The organism is Paenibacillus sp. 7516, from assembly GCF_002272715.1.
Lineage (GTDB): Bacteria > Bacillota > Bacilli > Paenibacillales > Paenibacillaceae > Paenibacillus > Paenibacillus illinoisensis_A.
In genome coordinates this window covers 31,587-47,925 of record NZ_NPBI01000006.1, presented here as the reverse complement: position 1 = coordinate 47,925, position 16,339 = coordinate 31,587, and the positions used below count along the sequence as shown (strand labels likewise).

The window sequence follows — 16,339 nt, the reverse complement described above, 5'->3', positions numbered from 1 at the left end:
AGGAGAGATTAAATGAAATTTTTGATTGCCATTCTCGGTTTACTTGTTGTTTTTGGACTGGCTTACATTGCAAGTAACGGCAAGAAGCAAATTCGCTACCGGCCGCTGGCCGTCATGATTGTTTTACAGATTATACTCGCCTATGCTTTGCTGAACACCGAAGTGGGAACATGGCTGATTGGCGGATTTTCCACGATATTTAAAAACCTTCTGGACTATGCAAACGAAGGAATTACCTTTGTCTTCGGCGGTTTAGTAAACGTTGGAGCAGAAGGCGGGAGTGGCCCGTTTTTCCTGACGGTGTTGATGCCGATTGTCGTCATCTCTGCTCTGATTGGTATATTGCAGTATATCCGAATCTTACCTTTTGTTATAAAATATATTGGTCTGGTATTAAGCAAAATCAACGGAATGGGCAAACTGGAATCATATAACGCGGTTGCTTCCGCCATTCTGGGGCAATCTGAAGTGTTCATCTCCGTAAAAAAACAAATCGGTTTGCTGCCGAAGCATCGGCTGTACACACTATGTGCCTCAGCCATGTCCACGGTATCGATGTCCATTGTTGGTGCCTATATGTCCATGATTGATCCGAAATATGTGGTTACAGCGCTTGTGCTGAACCTGTTTGGCGGTTTTATCATTGCTTCCATCGTGAATCCTTATAGGGTAACCGAGGAAGAAGATATATTGGAAGTGCAGGAAGAGGAAAAACAATCGTTCTTCGAGATGCTGGGTGAGTACATTCTGGACGGTTTCAAAGTGGCGATCGTTGTTGCAGCAATGCTCATCGGTTTCGTTGCCCTGATTGCGCTCATTAACGGCATATTTAGTGCTGTTCTCGGCATTTCGTTCCAGGAACTGCTTGGTTATGTGTTTGCACCCTTTGCGTTTATTATGGGCGTTCCCTGGAAAGAAGCGATTCAGGCGGGAAGTATTATGGCAACCAAAATGGTATCGAACGAATTCGTTGCCATGCTGGATCTAACCAAACAAACCGCACTGTCTGCCCGTACGACGGGCATCGTGTCGGTCTTCCTCGTATCGTTCGCCAACTTCTCCTCCATCGGTATCATTGCCGGTGCGGTCAAGGGACTTCATGAGAAACAGGGCAATGTGGTGGCCCGATTCGGTCTGAAGCTGCTTTACGGTGCTTCGCTTGTCAGCGTGCTGTCTGCGATCATCGCCGGACTGTTCTTGTAAGCCGGATAATTGGAAGGAGTGCGTAAGTTATGTCAACATTCAAAAGAGTACATCTGATCGTTATGGATTCTGTAGGTATTGGTGAAGCGCCCGATGCGGCAGAGTTTGATGACTACGATGTGGATACGTTTGGTCACATTGCACGTGAACGTGGAGGTCTGAACATGCCGAATATGGCAAGTCTCGGACTATCCAACATTAAAGAAATTGAGGGCATTCCTGTCGCGGATGCACCCAAAGCATATTATACCAAAATGCAGGAAGCATCCCGCGGCAAAGATACGATGACAGGACATTGGGAGATCATGGGACTCTATATTGATACGCCGTTCCGTGTATTCGAGAATGGCTTCCCGGATGAGCTGATTCAGCGCATCGAAGAGAAGACAGGCCGCAAAGTCATCGGAAACAAACCAGCCAGTGGTACGGAAATCATTGATGAGCTTGGTGAAGAGCATGTAAAAACCGGAGCGCTCATCATCTATACATCCGCGGATTCCGTTCTGCAGATTGCAGCACATGAAGATGTGGTGCCGTTGAAAGAGCTCTATGAAATTTGTGAATTCTGCCGGGAGATCACGCTTGATGATCCATACATGCTGGGCCGTATCATTGCTCGTCCGTTCGTTGGGGAAGTCGGTAACTTCAAACGTACAGCGAACCGTCACGACTATGCGCTCAAACCATTCGGCCGTACGGTGATGAATGAGCTTAAGGACGGGGGATTCGATGTTATTGCCCTTGGTAAAATTGCTGACATCTATGATGGTGAAGGGGTGACCAAGTCTGTCCGTACAGTGTCCAACATGGATGGCATGGACAAATTGTCCGAGACGATGGATGAAGAATTCACCGGGCTTAGCTTCCTGAACCTGGTAGACTTCGACGCATTGTTCGGTCATCGCCGTGATCCACAAGGATATGCTCAAGCGCTTGAGGATTATGATGCACGTCTGCCTGAGATTTTTGAGAAAATGACCAACGATGATCTGCTGATTATTACGGCTGACCATGGTAATGACCCAACGTATCGTGGCACGGACCATACACGTGAGTATGTGCCACTGCTTGTGTATTCTCCACGCTTTACTGAAGGTAAGCAGCTTGAACTGCGCAGTACATTTGCAGATCTTGGTGCTACGGTAGCCGATAACTTCGGTGTACAATTGCCGGAGTATGGTACGAGCTTCCTGAAAGATTTAAAATAGATCTCGTCGTTCGTCGGTCAAGCTAAAACCAGATGAATAATGAAATTGTAAACAAAAGATATGCAGAACACCGGAGCAGCTTCGGCTGCCCGGGATCTGGCATGACTATATTAATGGATAAACTGGAGGAGATTTAACCATGAGTACACATATTGGAGCCAAACCCGGAGATATCGCAGAAACGATCCTTTTGCCAGGAGATCCATTACGCGCTAAATATATTGCGGATACGTATTTGGAAGATGTCGTTTGTTATAACGAAGTTCGCGGAATGCTGGGCTTTACCGGTACATATCAAGGAAAACGCATTTCGGTGCAGGGTTCAGGCATGGGAATTCCATCGTTCGCCATCTATGCCAATGAGTTGATTAGCGAATATGGCGTCAAAAACCTCATTCGCGTGGGAACATGTGGAGGTATGCAGGAGCACGTGCGTGTTCGTGACGTCATATTGGCTCAAGCGTCCTGTACGGACTCCAGCATGAACAAGCTTGTGTTTGGCGGATATGATTTCTCCCCAATCGCAACGTTCTCCTTGCTGAAAGAAGCGTATGACCGCGCGACAGCAAAAGGCATGAAAATCCATGTAGGTAACGTATTCAGTTCCGATTCGTTCTACCGTGACGACCGCTCAGTTACTGAAAAATTGATGCAGCACGGTGTATTGGGCGTGGAAATGGAAACGACAGCACTGTACACGATCGCAGCGAAGTTTGGCGTGAATGCATTGACCATTCTGACAGTAAGCGACCACTTGCTAACCGGCGAAGAAACTTCTGCCGAAGAACGCCAAAAAACATTCAACGACATGATGGTCGTTGCACTGGAAACAGCAATCACGCTGTAAATTACGCTAATATCCATTGATTTGAATTGAAACTTTGTCATTAGCACGTAGTGAAGGAAACGGATCAATTCTGAAGAAGCGAAGCGTTCGCTTTTGTCTTCGAGTTTTTTACCACCACAATAATATACAAATTTACACGATAACGGAGAGGGTAGAATAAACCTGAAGAAGCGAAGCGTCAGCCTTAGGCATCGCGACAACTTTTGACAAATCAGAAGGTAGTGAAGGGAACGGAATCGATTCTGAAGAAGCGTTAGCGTTCGCCTTTGTCTCCGAATTTCTACCTAACTAAAAGTAATTCAAAGAAATTTAGAGACAACAGCGATCGGAAGAACGATCCGTAACCGGAACGGTCACCCTCGGATATAAGTTAAATCACTCACAACAAAGGAGAGATCATCATGAGAATGGTAGACATTATTGCCAAAAAACGTGACGGAAAAGAACTGACAACAGCTGAAATTGATTTTGTTGTTCAAGGTTATACCCAAGGAGAAATTCCGGATTATCAAGTCAGCGCTTGGGCGATGGCCGTTTTCTTCAAGGATATGACGGACAAGGAACGCGCGGATCTAACGATGTCGATGGTTAATTCGGGTGAAACGATTGATCTATCCGCCATTGAAGGCATCAAAGTAGACAAGCACTCCACCGGAGGCGTTGGTGACACAACAACTTTGGTGTTGGCGCCGCTCGTTGCTGCTCTGGATGTTCCTGTAGCAAAAATGTCCGGACGCGGTCTGGGTCACACTGGCGGAACAACAGACAAACTGGAGTCCGTTGCCGGTTTCCACGTCGAGCTGGAGAAGGAAGAATTTATTAGATTGGTAAATGAACATAAGGTAGCGGTTATCGGTCAGAGTGGTAACCTTACACCAGCCGACAAGAAGCTTTATGCACTCCGCGACGTAACAGCAACAGTTAACTCCATTCCGCTCATTGCCAGCTCCATCATGAGCAAGAAAATTGCTGCAGGTGCAGATGCCATCGTACTGGATGTAAAAACGGGTGCGGGTGCATTCATGAAAACGACGGAAGATGCAAAAGAACTGGCACATGCCATGGTCAGCATTGGTAACAATGTAGGGCGCAAAACGATGGCTGTCATCTCCGACATGTCTCAACCACTGGGCTTTGCGATCGGTAACGCGCTTGAAGTGAAAGAAGCTATTCTGACGCTGCAGGGTAAAGGACCGAAAGATCTGGAAGAACTTTGTCTTGCCCTTGGACGTCAGATGGTATTCCTTGCTGGCAAAGCAGACTCTTTGGAACAAGCGGAAGAGAAATTGAAAGAAGTGATCCAGAACGGGAAGGCACTGGAGAAATTCAAGCTTTTCCTGACCAACCAAGGTGGCGATGCGTCTGTCGTCGACCATCCAGATCGTCTGCCACAGGCGAAATATCTGATCGAAGTTCCAGCTGACCAGGACGGTTATGTCGCTGGAATCGTCGCGGACGAGATTGGTACTGCTGCGATGCTGCTTGGTGCAGGTCGTGCTACCAAAGAATCAGAGATTGATCTTGCAGTAGGCTTGATGCTGAACAAAAAAGTTGGCGACAAGGTCAAAGCTGGTGAATCGCTGGTAACCATCCATGCCAATCGTGAGGATGTGGCAGACGTGATCGCAAAGATCAAAGAGAACATTACCATCGCTGATCACGCCGATGCTCCAGTGCTCGTTCATGATATCGTAACAGAATAATTAATCAGATCCCCCGAGTACAATATGTCTTGTTCTTGAATTGAAAAACCCGAAGCCGTGGATTTATGGCTTCGGGTTTTTTCTCGTTCAATGAATATGAGACTCGGTCTGGGCCTTAACTTAGGTTTAAACCATCCCTCTCATTTCGCCTGCAGCTTATCATAGGCCATTACGGAATCTGCATTGGTATAAATATAAGGCGTGGATGGCTCAGAAACAGGAGTAATTTTCGCTGCCCGGATCTCAATGGTATCCTTGCCATTCACCTGGGCGGATCCGATGCTGCCATCAATCTGTACCCAGCTGTCGGTAGGAAAACTGTCGGCTTCTGGGATGTGGATCATTACGCCAAATGGCGCTGCATCTGCTGGGCAGCACATGACGAGGAACCGTCCAAGCGCAAAGTGTGATTCATGATCCATGCTTTCATCCCGATAGACAAAGCCAGTAAGGGAGATCGGCTTGCCTGCAAATTGTCGTTGAAACATGTCAATGGTGCCAAGCGTTTCCGAAAAAATCTCAGGATAAACCTTGATGACCGGTTCTGAATACAATTTTTCCGCTAGCTCAGCAAATTCACGGCTGTATTCATCAGGAGGAATGAATTGGACCTTACCCGCTGCCCCGGAAGCAGCAGATGATTGATTCTGGGCAAAATCTTGAATATTCAGGCGGGCACCTTCCTCTGGTACAGGATCTTTACGCCTGATTTCGGGAGGAGCATAAGACAGCGACATGCCCTTCTGACTGGCCATGGAACTGCCGAGTGCCTGGTCGGGCAGCAAAAAGCCGAGCAGCAGAGGAAACATGATTAAGGCGTAGGTCACCAAGCTTCGAAGACCTCCAGACGGAGGGGGATGTTCACAATCGCAATGGACCTGGCCCTGACCGAACAGTCCATGCCAAGCCATAATGACCGCGATGAACAGTAGTGGTATGGGGCAGCATAACAGCAAACGCTGCATCGTAGGTGCCAGATAATAATGTAAAGAATCATTTTCCTTCAAATGGAAGATGTATATGGCAAGACCACCAATCCATACCGCACGTATTAATGAATGCCACTGGATGGAGTGTCTCCTTGAATTGTGACTGTGGGTGTGAAAGGATGCAGGATGAATCATCTAATCACCTCTTTTCAATTTTCAATGAAGTGAGCTATACGCTATACCAGAAGGTTAACTAGCCAAGATCCAGCGAAGACGAGAACAATGATGGCTATGCTTAACCCAATGACAAATCTTGTGCGGAAAGTGGATAGCAGCATCAGTGTACTCTTGAAATCGAGCATGGGACCAAGAACAAGAAATGAAATGAGCGGACCGAGAGCGAAGGTATGCGAGAACGCAGAAGCCACAAATGCATCGGAAGTGGAGCAAAGAGACAATACATAAGCAAATCCCATCATAAACACATAGGAGGCAACCGGGCCGTTTCCAAGCGCAATCAAGTCACTTCGACTAATAAACGTCTGAATGCAGGCTGTAATCAATGCACCAATGACCAAATACTTGCTCATATCCACAAATTCATCTCCGGCATGAATAAAGAAGCTGCGCCAATTTCTCTCATGGTTATGGTCGTGGTCGTCGTGCTTAGGTGAGTGTGCCATTTTGAATCCAGAGTGAGTCTTGACCTCTGTCACAGCAGCCTTGGCTTTGCGCAGAGGATTCTGCCGCACAAACAAATATACCAACAAGCCTATCGAAGCTGCGACGGCAAAAGCCAGCCCCATGCGGGCTATCGTGATTTCGGGATGAGATGGAAAAGCGAGCAATGTTGCGGTAAACACGATAGGATTGACTACAGGACCGCTAAGAATAAAAGTAACTGCAATGTATGCAGGCATGCCTTTATGCATCAAACGGCGAACAACCGGTATCATGCCACATTCGCAGATCGGAAATATGATTCCGAGTAAACCAGCCACGAGTACTCCACCAATGGGGTTCTTTGGTGTCAGCTTGCGTACCATCTCTTCCGACACGAACCACTGCATGAGTGAAGAGAGCAGTACACCGATGAGTAGAAAAGGGGCAGCTTCGAGGAAAATGCCGATGAATACGGTTTTCATATTTTGCAAAGCTTCGCTGTTCCACGCCTGTTTCAGATCAGAGGACATCGTGATAAGCACGGGAACAAGAAAGGCGCAGGGAACCAGGATGGACAGGAGCTTCATATTGGCTGCAAGCTTCATACAACAGACCTCCACAACCGGACTTTTAGTAATCTATATGCTTGTACCTTAAGCAACATACGCAGTTTGGTCTTTTAATCATAAATTTTACGATTTATTCGTTAGTGTTGAATCGAGAAGTTGACAAGCGAAAGTAAAGTCAAGTATAGTGTTGATTGTTAATCGTAATTATTACGATTAACAAAATCGAAAAATATATGGGTTCTTCCTTTTATTAAGAACCTTGAAGTGGAGGAATAGATATGTCTGAAAAACAAGAGAATCATCGGGTACCGGTGACCGTATTAAGCGGTTATCTGGGCGCAGGCAAAACAACCCTATTGAATCATGTGCTGCATAATCGGGAAGGTATGAGAGTCGCCGTAATCGTAAACGACCTGAGTGAAGTAAACATTGATGCCGGGTTAATTCGAGATGGAGGCGGATTATCACGTATTGACGAGAAGCTCGTGGAGATGTCCAACGGCTGTATCTGCTGCACGCTTCGGGAAGATCTCCTAAAAGAAGTGGAACGTCTCGCTACGGATGGTTCTTTTGACTATATTCTGATTGAATCGACGGGTATTGGAGAACCTGTTCCCGTTGCACAGACGTTTACATATATCGATGAAGAACTCGGAATTGATTTAACGAAGTTTACCCGACTCGATACCATGGTAACCGTTGTGGATGCGGCGCAGTTCTGGCGGGACTTTTATTCAAAAGAAACATTAATGGATCGGGGACAGGAAGCAGGAGAGGGCGATGTCCGGGGCATCGTGCATCTACTGACCGATCAGGTTGAATTCTGTGATGTGCTGATTCTCAATAAGTGTGATCTCGTCTCTGAGGAGGAATTGTTGAAGCTCGAAAAAGCTCTGCATGCGATGCAACCCGAAGCCAAGCTGATTCGAACGACTCACGGGCAGATTGATCCGAAGGAGATATTGAACACGGGACGGTTTGATTTTGAAAAAGCCAGTCAGTCTGCAGGCTGGATCCGCGAATTAATGAAGGAAGAGCACACCCCGGAAACGGAAGAGTATGGCATTCACTCGTTTGTATACCATCGGAAACGTCCGTTTCATCCGGAACGATTGCTGCGCTGGATTGCGAAGTGGCCGGAGAATATTGTCAGATCCAAGGGCTTGATGTGGCTGGCTACACGGAACCATATGGCCATCTCTTTCAGTCACGCAGGCACCTCCAAGCAACTTGGACCAGCTGGCTTATGGGTAGGTGCGATGAGCGAAGAGGAACGACAAATGCATTTTGGAGATACGTTACCAGCCATTCCGGATTGGGATGATACGTGGGGAGACCGGGTAACGAAATTGGTATTTATCGGAATTGATATGGACCGCGCTGAGATTGAGCGAACATTGGACGATACGTTGCTTACCGAAGAAGAAATGCAGCTTAATTGGCGTGAACTGAAAGATCCTTTTCCATCATGGGGTTGACAATAGAAAATGGATAGGATAGTATCATTAAACAGTAATAATTACGATTAAAAGCGAGGAGGTCACAACCATGAGAGTCATTGTAACTTTAGCATGTACAGAGTGCGGGGATCGCAACTATACCACGACGAAGAACAAACGTAACCACCCGGAGCGTCTTGAAATGAAAAAATATTCACCACGATTGAAGAAAATGACGATTCACCGGGAAACGAGATAAATTTTTTTGTCATTTTTAAATCGTAATATTTACGAAAAGAGGATCTACCATGATTCTATCTTCCATGCGCGACGTAGTTTTTGGATATGGCAAAGAACCCGTCATCGATCAATTATCGCTGGATATTCATGTGGGAGAGTTTGTAGGCATTACTGGACCCAATGGTTCGGCGAAGACAACCATGCTGAAATTGCTGCTGGGGCTGTTACAGCCCTGGAGCGGCACGGTACATATGAATATTCAGAACAACCGTGGCAACAAACTGGAGATCGGGTATGTGCCCCAGCAGATGGCATCATTCAACAGCGGGTTCCCCAGTACAGTCATTGAACTGGTGCGATCCGGATGTTACCGCAAGCTTGGTCTATTCCGAAAATTCTCACCCGACCAGGAAGCCATAGTCGAACGTAGTCTTCGGGAAGTCGGTATGTGGGAATATCGCAATACACGGGTAGGCGCGTTGTCGGGTGGACAGAAGCAACGCATTTGCATCGCCAGAGCTCTGGCAGGACAGCCTCAAGTTCTAGTTCTGGATGAGCCGACAACAGGCATGGACCGCCGCAGCCGGGAAGGGTTCTATGATCTGATGCGACACTATGCAGATGTACATGGATTGACCATTATTATGGTGACACATGGCCTTGAAGAGATGGGCAACCGGTTGGACCGGACGATCACCCTGGAGCGTCAAGAAAGTGAGGAATGGCAGTGTTTGAGTACGAATTCATGCAGCGAGCCTTTTGGGCAGGCGGACTGATTGGCATGATTGCTCCGATTCTTGGTGTCTACCTGATGCTTCGGAGGCAGGTGCTGATGGCCGATACGCTGTCCCATGTTTCTCTGGCGGGGGTGGCCCTTGGTTCGGTCATGAATCTCAACCCGGTAATCTGCGGGTTCGCGATCGCTGTCATTGGTGCGTTACTGGTCGAACAATTACGGAGAAGCTATCGTACGTATAGCGAAGTTCCTGTAGCGATTATCATGACCTCAGGTCTGGCACTGGCTGTGGTGCTTATGAGTTTGAAAACTAACTTGTCCAAAACCTTCAGTTCTTATCTGTTCGGTTCTATCGTTGCAGTCAGCAATGTTCAGTTATGGATGATGGCAGCTGTATGCATCATTGGTTTGTTTTTCTTCATTGTTCTACGGAGACCATTATATAATCTGACGTTTGACGAAGAGACAGCCTCTATTGGGGGCGTTCAGGTAAAAGGTTTATCATTTGCTTTCGCCGTATTGACAGGTCTGACGGTTGCTTCGGCCATGCCAATCGTTGGCGTACTACTTGTATCCGCGTTGATTGTGCTGCCAGCTGCGCTGGCACTTCGAATCTCTCACAGCTTCGCTGCTGCATTGGTCATTGCCGTCATTACCGGGTTAATTGGCATTTTTGGCGGATTGACGACATCTTACCATTTGAATACACCGCCAGGCGGGACGATCGCACTCATTTTGCTCGCCTTTCTATTGACTGGAATATCAGCACAAAAGCTGATTCAACTATACAATCGTAAACGGCACCGCAAGGAAGTAAAACAGCAACGTGCAAGGATATTAATACATTCAAGGGAGAATACACCACATGAAATTCAGTAAAAAATCAGCAATGGGACTGTTGTTCAGTCTCACACTTATTGTAGCAGGTTGCGGACAAACCAAACCCGCATCCGATTCGGATGCAGCTTCAACAAGTACTCCGGCTGCAACTGAGGAAAAATTGAACGTACAGGTCAGCTTTTATCCAATGTATGAGTTCACCAAAAATGTAGCAGGAGATCTGGCTGATGTACATACACTCGTTCCTGCTGGTATGGAGCCTCATGACTGGGAGCCAACACCTCAGGATATAGCAAGCATCGAGAAAGCAGATGTACTCGTCTATAATGGTGCTGGCATGGAATCATGGATTGATCAGGTAAAGGATAGTCTGAGTAATGACAAGCTGGTAGAAGTTGAAGCAAGCCAAGGCATTGATCTGCTGGAAGGCGTAGAAGACGGCCATCATCATGGGGACTCTAGTGCAGATGAACACGACCATGATCATGCAGATGAAGCAACGACAGAAGAGCATGCCCATGATCACGAGCATGGGGAAGAAGCTGCTGCAGAAGAGCATGACCATGATCATACAGATGAAGTGACGACAGAAGAACACGACCATGAACATGGTGCCAACACCGAAGAAGGGCATTCACACGATCATGGCGGACTTGACCCGCACGTTTGGTTATCACCTGTTCTGGCTGTTCAGGAAGTGCGGAACATCGAAGCCGGACTGACACAGGCTGCACCGGAACATGCCGAACAATTCAAGCAAAATGCGGATGCGTACATCGCCAAGCTGGAGACACTTGACCAAGAATTTAAAGCGGCTGTATCCGACAGCAAACGGAAAGATTTCATTACACAGCATGCAGCGTTCGGCTATCTTGCTCAGCAGTATGGTCTGCAGCAAGTACCTATCGCCGGGTTGTCTCCCGAGCAAGAGCCATCTGCAGCACAGATGGCATCTGTAATCGATTTTGCCAAGGAACATCAGGTCAAAACGATTTTCTTCGAAACACTGGTATCTTCCAAAGTATCCGAGACCATCGCCAGTGAAGTGGGTGCCAAAACAGCCGTATTGAATCCCATTGAAGGATTAACCGAAGAGGAAATTGCTGCGGGTCTGGACTACATTGGTGTTATGGAGCAGAATCTGGAGGCCCTCAAACTGGCTTTGAATGAATAATTAAAACCCATTTGATACCAGTCATCGAAAAAGGTACAATGGTACAACATGCTGAGGAATGGCCGTGCCATTCCTTTGCCTTTTGCCACGCAGAGAGCACAGCGATGTGCTCTTTTCTTGTGTCAGACGATCGGAAGACCAATGAGGGATAGGGGGAGAAGAAGCTTATGGGTCTAAGTGAAGAACAGGAAGTATTGCTAAGTCAGCAGCCGCCTCATCTATGGAGAAGACGCAAGCAGGAGCTGCTGCACTGGACGGAACGTGATAAAAATACTGTGTCTGCGAAAAGAACGGTGCTGTGGAACGGTGTAGAAATAGATGCGGAGCTGCTTGAAGCCTTATCCTCACTTCAGCAAGCCGGTGTTGGGACCGAGTTTTCATGTGCCGGAGTAAGTCCGCTAGATGAACCGATAGACCATTCGTTATATGCCTATGTTACACTAGTGCAGAGTGAAACCGCCGATCAATTCGTCCAATATGCACTGAAGCATATGCGAAATCGTCTGCTCGTTACGCTCGAGGTCGAGAAGGGACGTTATGATTTGTCTTCTTTCTTCATTGGGCATAATCGCAGCTTCTGTTGGTGGATGGAATATTGTGCAGCCCACTTTTTCATGAGAAACGAGAAGAGGGTTGATACGTAGTATAACGATGGGCATGTTTAGTCGGTGATGGGGAGGGAACACGGAATTGAATAAATGGCTCAAAACCATATTGTTTTTGGTGGCTTCAGTTTTTCTAACACGTTTTATTCCGTTTTCTTCGTTGTTCCGGAATCTGGACACGATGATTCATGAATTCGGCCATGCTTTAATGACCCTGCTGTTATCCGGGAAAGTATTACGAATCGAATTATACGCCGATCACAGCGGCGTCACATACTCATCTATGTTAACACCAGGCAGATCCATTCTGGTGTCATTGGCAGGGTATGTCACGGCCTCCCTTTTTGCATGGTTGTTATTCTATCTATACCGCAAAGGGCTGCATATGTGGGGGCTGGGTATCATGACTGCTGTAGCGCTGGTTTCCCTTTTGTTATATGTACGAGGAGAATTCGGCATGTTATGGCTTACAGGTTTCATTGCTCTGAATGTCGTGATTATGATCTTTGGCGCCAAAATCGTGAAGTACTACTATCTGTTACTTGCTTTCTTAACATTGGAAGAGTCTGTGGTTAGTGCCATGTACGTCGGTTTCATGTCCTGGACACAGCCATCACGGGCAGGCGATGCAGCAAATCTGGCTCAACAGACGTTCCTGCCAGCCCTGTTCTGGGGTACACTTTTTGCATTGTTTGCACTGTGGTGCGCAAAAGGGGCGCTGAGTCTGTTTTTCCGCAAAGAAGGTACATCTCGCAGTCCACGATCACGTGGTGTACGTTCGCGCAACGCTTAGATGCATTCAGAAAAGGCACTTCCTTTTGGGATAAAGGAGGTGCCTTTCTGCGTCACTTGTGATTTTGTATATCTTATTAATCCCCAAGATTATCCCATAGGACATAGAAATAATAAATCTCCTCCATAATCGCCTGATCATCTTTAGCAGCAACGCCTCCCCTGATTCGAGCAAGCGTACCCAGAATATCGTAAATGGTCTCACGTTCCACACTAAACTGAATACGATTGACGATGCGATCCCAGGCTTGCATTGCATATTCAGCTTGAGACTTGGCCTCAGTCCACTGTTTCTTCTCTACTTGCTTTTCCAAGGTTTGTACGGATTCAAGCAAGCGATCCTGTGTACCAAATGGTTTTTTGAGAAATGACCCTGTGGCCATGATGGCTACAAACAGAACAAGCAAAAATATGGGCAGTACATACAGCAACCAGAAACGTGTTTTCATTCAACCGCCTCCATGCAGATAGTAAAAGAAAATCAGAAGGGTCCTTTATAATCACCCATATCCGTTTTTTCTGAGAATTGGTCTTCGAAAAGATCGACATACAATTTGTCGTTAGGCAAGATGGCCGCAAAAGCAATGTCCTGGATCGTAATGTTTTTCTTTTTTAACTGTTCAGTCAGCCAATTTATGTCCTTGTTTCTCTCCTTCAGGTTTTGCTTGATCAAGACACCATCAATAATGAGCTCGGTCATCAGTTTGCTTTTTGGAGGGTGCATATGCATGTCTTTGGCTGTAACTGGCTGATTCTCGGGTTTCAAAATAACGGAGAGACTGCCGTCCGGTTCAAGGATTGCATAATCCAGTGTCGTGATGTCAAATACGTCTTTTTGACGCAGCATCATGGTCAATTCATCGAATTTCACTCGCATTTTATGAAGGTTCTGTTCAAGAATTTTACCGTTCTGTATGACAACTGTAGGATCAGAGTCAATCAGCTTGGAGATCGCTCGATTTTTAAGTGTTATGTATTGAAAAATAATCGTAATGATTGTAAAAATCGTTAGCGCGACGAAATGAATCCATGCCTTGGAAGACAAATCAGTAGCGAAGGTTCCCGCAATGGAACCAATGGTAATGCCATTGATGTAATCAAAATACGTAAGGTTACCCATTTGCTGTTTGCCGAGTACTCTTGTATAGATGATCAGGGTCAAAAAAGCAATTATGGAGCGTACAGCCACAACCCATGTTTCTTCCATCATGTATGTATCACCTTCCTACACTTGGCGTACTTCAACATCATTTCAAGCTGCCAATTGATATTGTGGGACTAGTACAAAGCTTTTCCTCGGCTGGATGATCTTATTCGGAATATGAAAAAACCCGAAACCAGGATACACGCTCCTGATTACGGGTCGTTACTACATGTTAATAATTAATTTTAACGCTTTATTAATAAGGTAGCCTATATAGAAGGATCAATCAGACAATTAGACGCCAGCATAAGCCATAAATCCTCCGTCGACGGGAATAACCGTGCCTGTAACGAATGCAGACTGCTTCTCATCCGCAAGCCACATTAGCGTGCCCAGCAGATCTTCAGGCTTCCCGAACCGGCGCATTGGCGTATGTGCAATGATTTTGCTGGAACGTTCAGTAGGGGAGCCATCTGGATGAAGCAGCAAATTTCGGTTTTGTTCTGTAAGGAAAAATCCTGGTGCAATGGCGTTAACCCGGATTCCCGATTCGGCAAGATGGACTGCCAGCCATTGCGTGAAATTGTTAATGGCAGCCTTGGCCGCACTGTACGCAGGCACTTTGGTCATCGGCGAAGGTGCACTCATCGACGAGATATTAATGACTGTTGCAGGCTCATCACGATCAATCATTTGTCTTGCAAAGATCTGGGTAGGAATAAGGGAGCCCACAAAATTCAGATCCATGACCTGGCGGAATCCATCCACACTGACGTCAAAGAACGTGGTGACATCAGGCTGCTCAAGATCTTCCAATCTGAAAATTTCATTCGTCGTATTGGCACTGGCGTGATTACCGCCTGCCCCATTGATCAGGATGTCGCATGGACCCAGCTTTTCCTGTACAATTTCCGCCGCGGCCTTCACACTGTCCACTTGGGTTACGTCACAAGCAACGGCAATGGCGGTTCCCCCAGCAGCTTCAATTGCTGCAACAACTTCTTCACCTTTGGAAACCGTGCGATTGAGAATGGCCACACGGGCCCCGTGACGAGCTAGTTCTTCGGCCATGGATCGGCAGAGGACGCCGGCACCACCTGTAATTACCGCTGTTTTTCCTTCCAGACGGGAAGATGTTTCAAATACATAGTCGCTCATGCTTTTGTCCTCCTTTGTAGCGAATCCCATACACCCCAGAGATACATGATACCCAGAGCACGATCGTACAGACCATAACCAGGTCTGCATTGTTCGCCCCAGAGGTGACGCCCGTGGTCCGGTCTTGCATAACCTTCAAATCCAATGTCGTGGTAAGCTTCAACTACACCTGCAATATCGACGTTCCCATCCTGGCTGCGATGTGAAGTCTCAATGAAGTCACCGTTATCATACACTTTGACATTACGAATATGGGCAAACGGAATCCGGTCGCGGAATTCATGAATCATACCAATAATATCGTTATCCGGGTTAGCTCCAAGAGATCCGCTGCACAGGGTTACAGAGTTGTAAGGGCTATCATAAAGATTCAGATATCTGCGCAGGTTATCCTGGCTGATAATGATCTTTGGTAAACCGAAAATAGGCCATGGCGGATCATCCGGGTGAATGGCCATACGAATGCCAAGCCGCTCAGCCGTAGGAATGATCTCCTGGAGAAAATATCGGGCATGCTCCCACATATCTTCCTCGGTCACATCCTTATAAGCTTCGAACAGGCCAGTCAGGTACTGCAATCGTTCCGGTTCCCAGCCTGGCATCGTTAACGCGGAATTTTCGGTGATGCGCCGAACAAGTTCCAGTGGTTCAATATCTGCGAGCTTGCTGCTTTCATAGAAGAGGGCAGTAGATCCGTCTTCCATCTCCTTATGAAGATCCGTACGCAGCCAGTCGAAGATGGGCATGAAATTGTAACAGATTACTTTTACGCCAACCTGGGCGAGTTTTTCCATCGTTTTTTTGTAATTGTCGATGTATTTGTCCCGAGTAGGCAGGCCCAGTTTGATATCTTCATGAATATTGACACTTTCTACTACATCCAAATGTAATCCTGCACGATCAGCTGCCGCTTTGACAGCCAGAATTTTGTCCATGGGCCATTCTTCGCCTGCCGGAACATCATGCAGTGCCCACACAATGCCCTCCACTCCCGGAATCTGCCGAATATGATCCAGCGTCACCGTATCATTGCCTTCGCCAAACCAGCGAAAAACCATTTTCATCACGTTCACCTCATCAAGTGTAATT

Annotated in this window: 17 protein-coding genes; 11 read left to right on the top strand and 6 right to left on the bottom strand. The window is 46.8% G+C overall.

Annotation, left to right across the window (positions count from 1 at the left end; all coding sequences use genetic code 11):
- The first annotated feature begins 12 nt into the window (after positions 1-12).
- The 4 genes from CHI14_RS03695 (at position 13) to CHI14_RS03680 (ending at position 4,961) form a co-directional block, all read left to right on the top strand.
- Positions 13-1,203, top strand: coding sequence for a NupC/NupG family nucleoside CNT transporter (locus CHI14_RS03695; protein WP_095287076.1), 1,191 nt, complete (start codon positions 13-15; stop codon positions 1,201-1,203).
- A 29-nt stretch (positions 1,204-1,232) separates the two neighbouring features.
- Complete coding sequence (gene deoB, locus CHI14_RS03690; RefSeq protein ID WP_095287075.1) at positions 1,233-2,411, top strand: phosphopentomutase; 1,179 nt, start codon at positions 1,233-1,235, stop codon at positions 2,409-2,411.
- 139 nt (positions 2,412-2,550) lie between these two features.
- Positions 2,551-3,258 (top strand): purine-nucleoside phosphorylase, encoded by a 708-nt coding sequence (deoD, locus tag CHI14_RS03685; protein ID WP_095287074.1) that lies wholly within the window; start codon positions 2,551-2,553, stop codon positions 3,256-3,258.
- A 401-nt stretch (positions 3,259-3,659) separates the two neighbouring features.
- Entirely contained in the window at positions 3,660-4,961 is a 1,302-nt protein-coding gene (locus tag CHI14_RS03680; protein ID WP_095287073.1) for a pyrimidine-nucleoside phosphorylase, read from the top strand.
- Positions 4,962-5,101: 140 nt separating this feature from the next.
- Here CHI14_RS03680 and CHI14_RS03675 read toward each other — a convergent pair whose 3' ends face one another.
- Both CHI14_RS03675 and CHI14_RS03670 read right to left on the bottom strand, forming a co-directional pair.
- Positions 5,102-6,085, bottom strand: coding sequence for a TIGR03943 family putative permease subunit (locus CHI14_RS03675; protein ID WP_095287072.1), 984 nt, complete (start codon positions 6,083-6,085; stop codon positions 5,102-5,104).
- Positions 6,086-6,126: 41 nt separating this feature from the next.
- On the bottom strand, positions 6,127-7,158 hold the full coding sequence (locus CHI14_RS03670) for a permease (protein WP_095287071.1): 1,032 nt from the start codon (positions 7,156-7,158) through the stop codon (positions 6,127-6,129).
- A 242-nt stretch (positions 7,159-7,400) separates the two neighbouring features.
- On the opposite strand from CHI14_RS03670, the gene CHI14_RS03665 reads away from it, so the two are divergent.
- From CHI14_RS03665 to CHI14_RS03635, 7 genes are all read left to right on the top strand, one after another.
- Positions 7,401-8,600, top strand: coding sequence for a GTP-binding protein (locus CHI14_RS03665; RefSeq protein WP_095287070.1), 1,200 nt, complete (start codon positions 7,401-7,403; stop codon positions 8,598-8,600).
- Positions 8,601-8,670: 70 nt separating this feature from the next.
- Positions 8,671-8,820: a 50S ribosomal protein L33 gene (gene rpmG, locus CHI14_RS03660; RefSeq protein ID WP_036613813.1), complete on the top strand. Its 150-nt coding sequence runs from the start codon at positions 8,671-8,673 to the stop codon at positions 8,818-8,820.
- A 49-nt stretch (positions 8,821-8,869) separates the two neighbouring features.
- Positions 8,870-9,577 (top strand): metal ABC transporter ATP-binding protein, encoded by a 708-nt coding sequence (locus CHI14_RS03655; protein ID WP_095287069.1) that lies wholly within the window; start codon positions 8,870-8,872, stop codon positions 9,575-9,577.
- Entirely contained in the window at positions 9,523-10,416 is an 894-nt protein-coding gene (locus tag CHI14_RS03650; protein ID WP_095287068.1) for a metal ABC transporter permease, read from the top strand. Before CHI14_RS03655 ends, CHI14_RS03650 begins: the two co-directional genes overlap by 55 nt.
- Positions 10,403-11,551 carry a metal ABC transporter substrate-binding protein gene (locus tag CHI14_RS03645; protein WP_095287067.1) on the top strand — a complete coding sequence of 383 codons (1,149 nt, stop codon included), beginning with the start codon at positions 10,403-10,405 and terminating at the stop codon, positions 11,549-11,551. The genes CHI14_RS03650 and CHI14_RS03645 overlap by 14 nt, the downstream gene beginning before the upstream one ends.
- A 167-nt stretch (positions 11,552-11,718) precedes the next feature.
- On the top strand, positions 11,719-12,195 hold the full coding sequence (locus tag CHI14_RS03640; protein WP_095287066.1) for a hypothetical protein: 477 nt from the start codon (positions 11,719-11,721) through the stop codon (positions 12,193-12,195).
- Positions 12,196-12,241: 46 nt separating this feature from the next.
- On the top strand, positions 12,242-12,949 hold the full coding sequence (locus CHI14_RS03635; RefSeq protein ID WP_095287065.1) for a M50 family metallopeptidase: 708 nt from the start codon (positions 12,242-12,244) through the stop codon (positions 12,947-12,949).
- Positions 12,950-13,025: 76 nt separating this feature from the next.
- Here CHI14_RS03635 and CHI14_RS03630 read toward each other — a convergent pair whose 3' ends face one another.
- The 4 genes from CHI14_RS03630 to uxuA form a co-directional block, all read right to left on the bottom strand.
- A complete protein-coding gene (locus tag CHI14_RS03630; protein ID WP_095287064.1) occupies positions 13,026-13,397 on the bottom strand; it encodes a DUF4363 family protein in 372 nt (123 codons plus the stop codon).
- A 32-nt stretch (positions 13,398-13,429) separates the two neighbouring features.
- The gene (locus CHI14_RS03625) at positions 13,430-14,158 is read right to left on the bottom strand and encodes a DUF421 domain-containing protein (protein ID WP_095287063.1); all 729 of its coding nucleotides are present in this window, start codon (positions 14,156-14,158) and stop codon (positions 13,430-13,432) included.
- A gap of 228 nt (positions 14,159-14,386) precedes the next feature.
- Positions 14,387-15,250, bottom strand: coding sequence for an SDR family oxidoreductase (locus CHI14_RS03620; protein WP_095287062.1), 864 nt, complete (start codon positions 15,248-15,250; stop codon positions 14,387-14,389).
- Positions 15,247-16,314, bottom strand: a complete 1,068-nt coding sequence (uxuA, locus tag CHI14_RS03615; RefSeq protein WP_095287061.1) for a mannonate dehydratase — start codon at positions 16,312-16,314, stop codon at positions 15,247-15,249. Before uxuA ends, CHI14_RS03620 begins: the two co-directional genes overlap by 4 nt.
- Between the last annotated feature and the right edge of the window lie 25 nt (positions 16,315-16,339).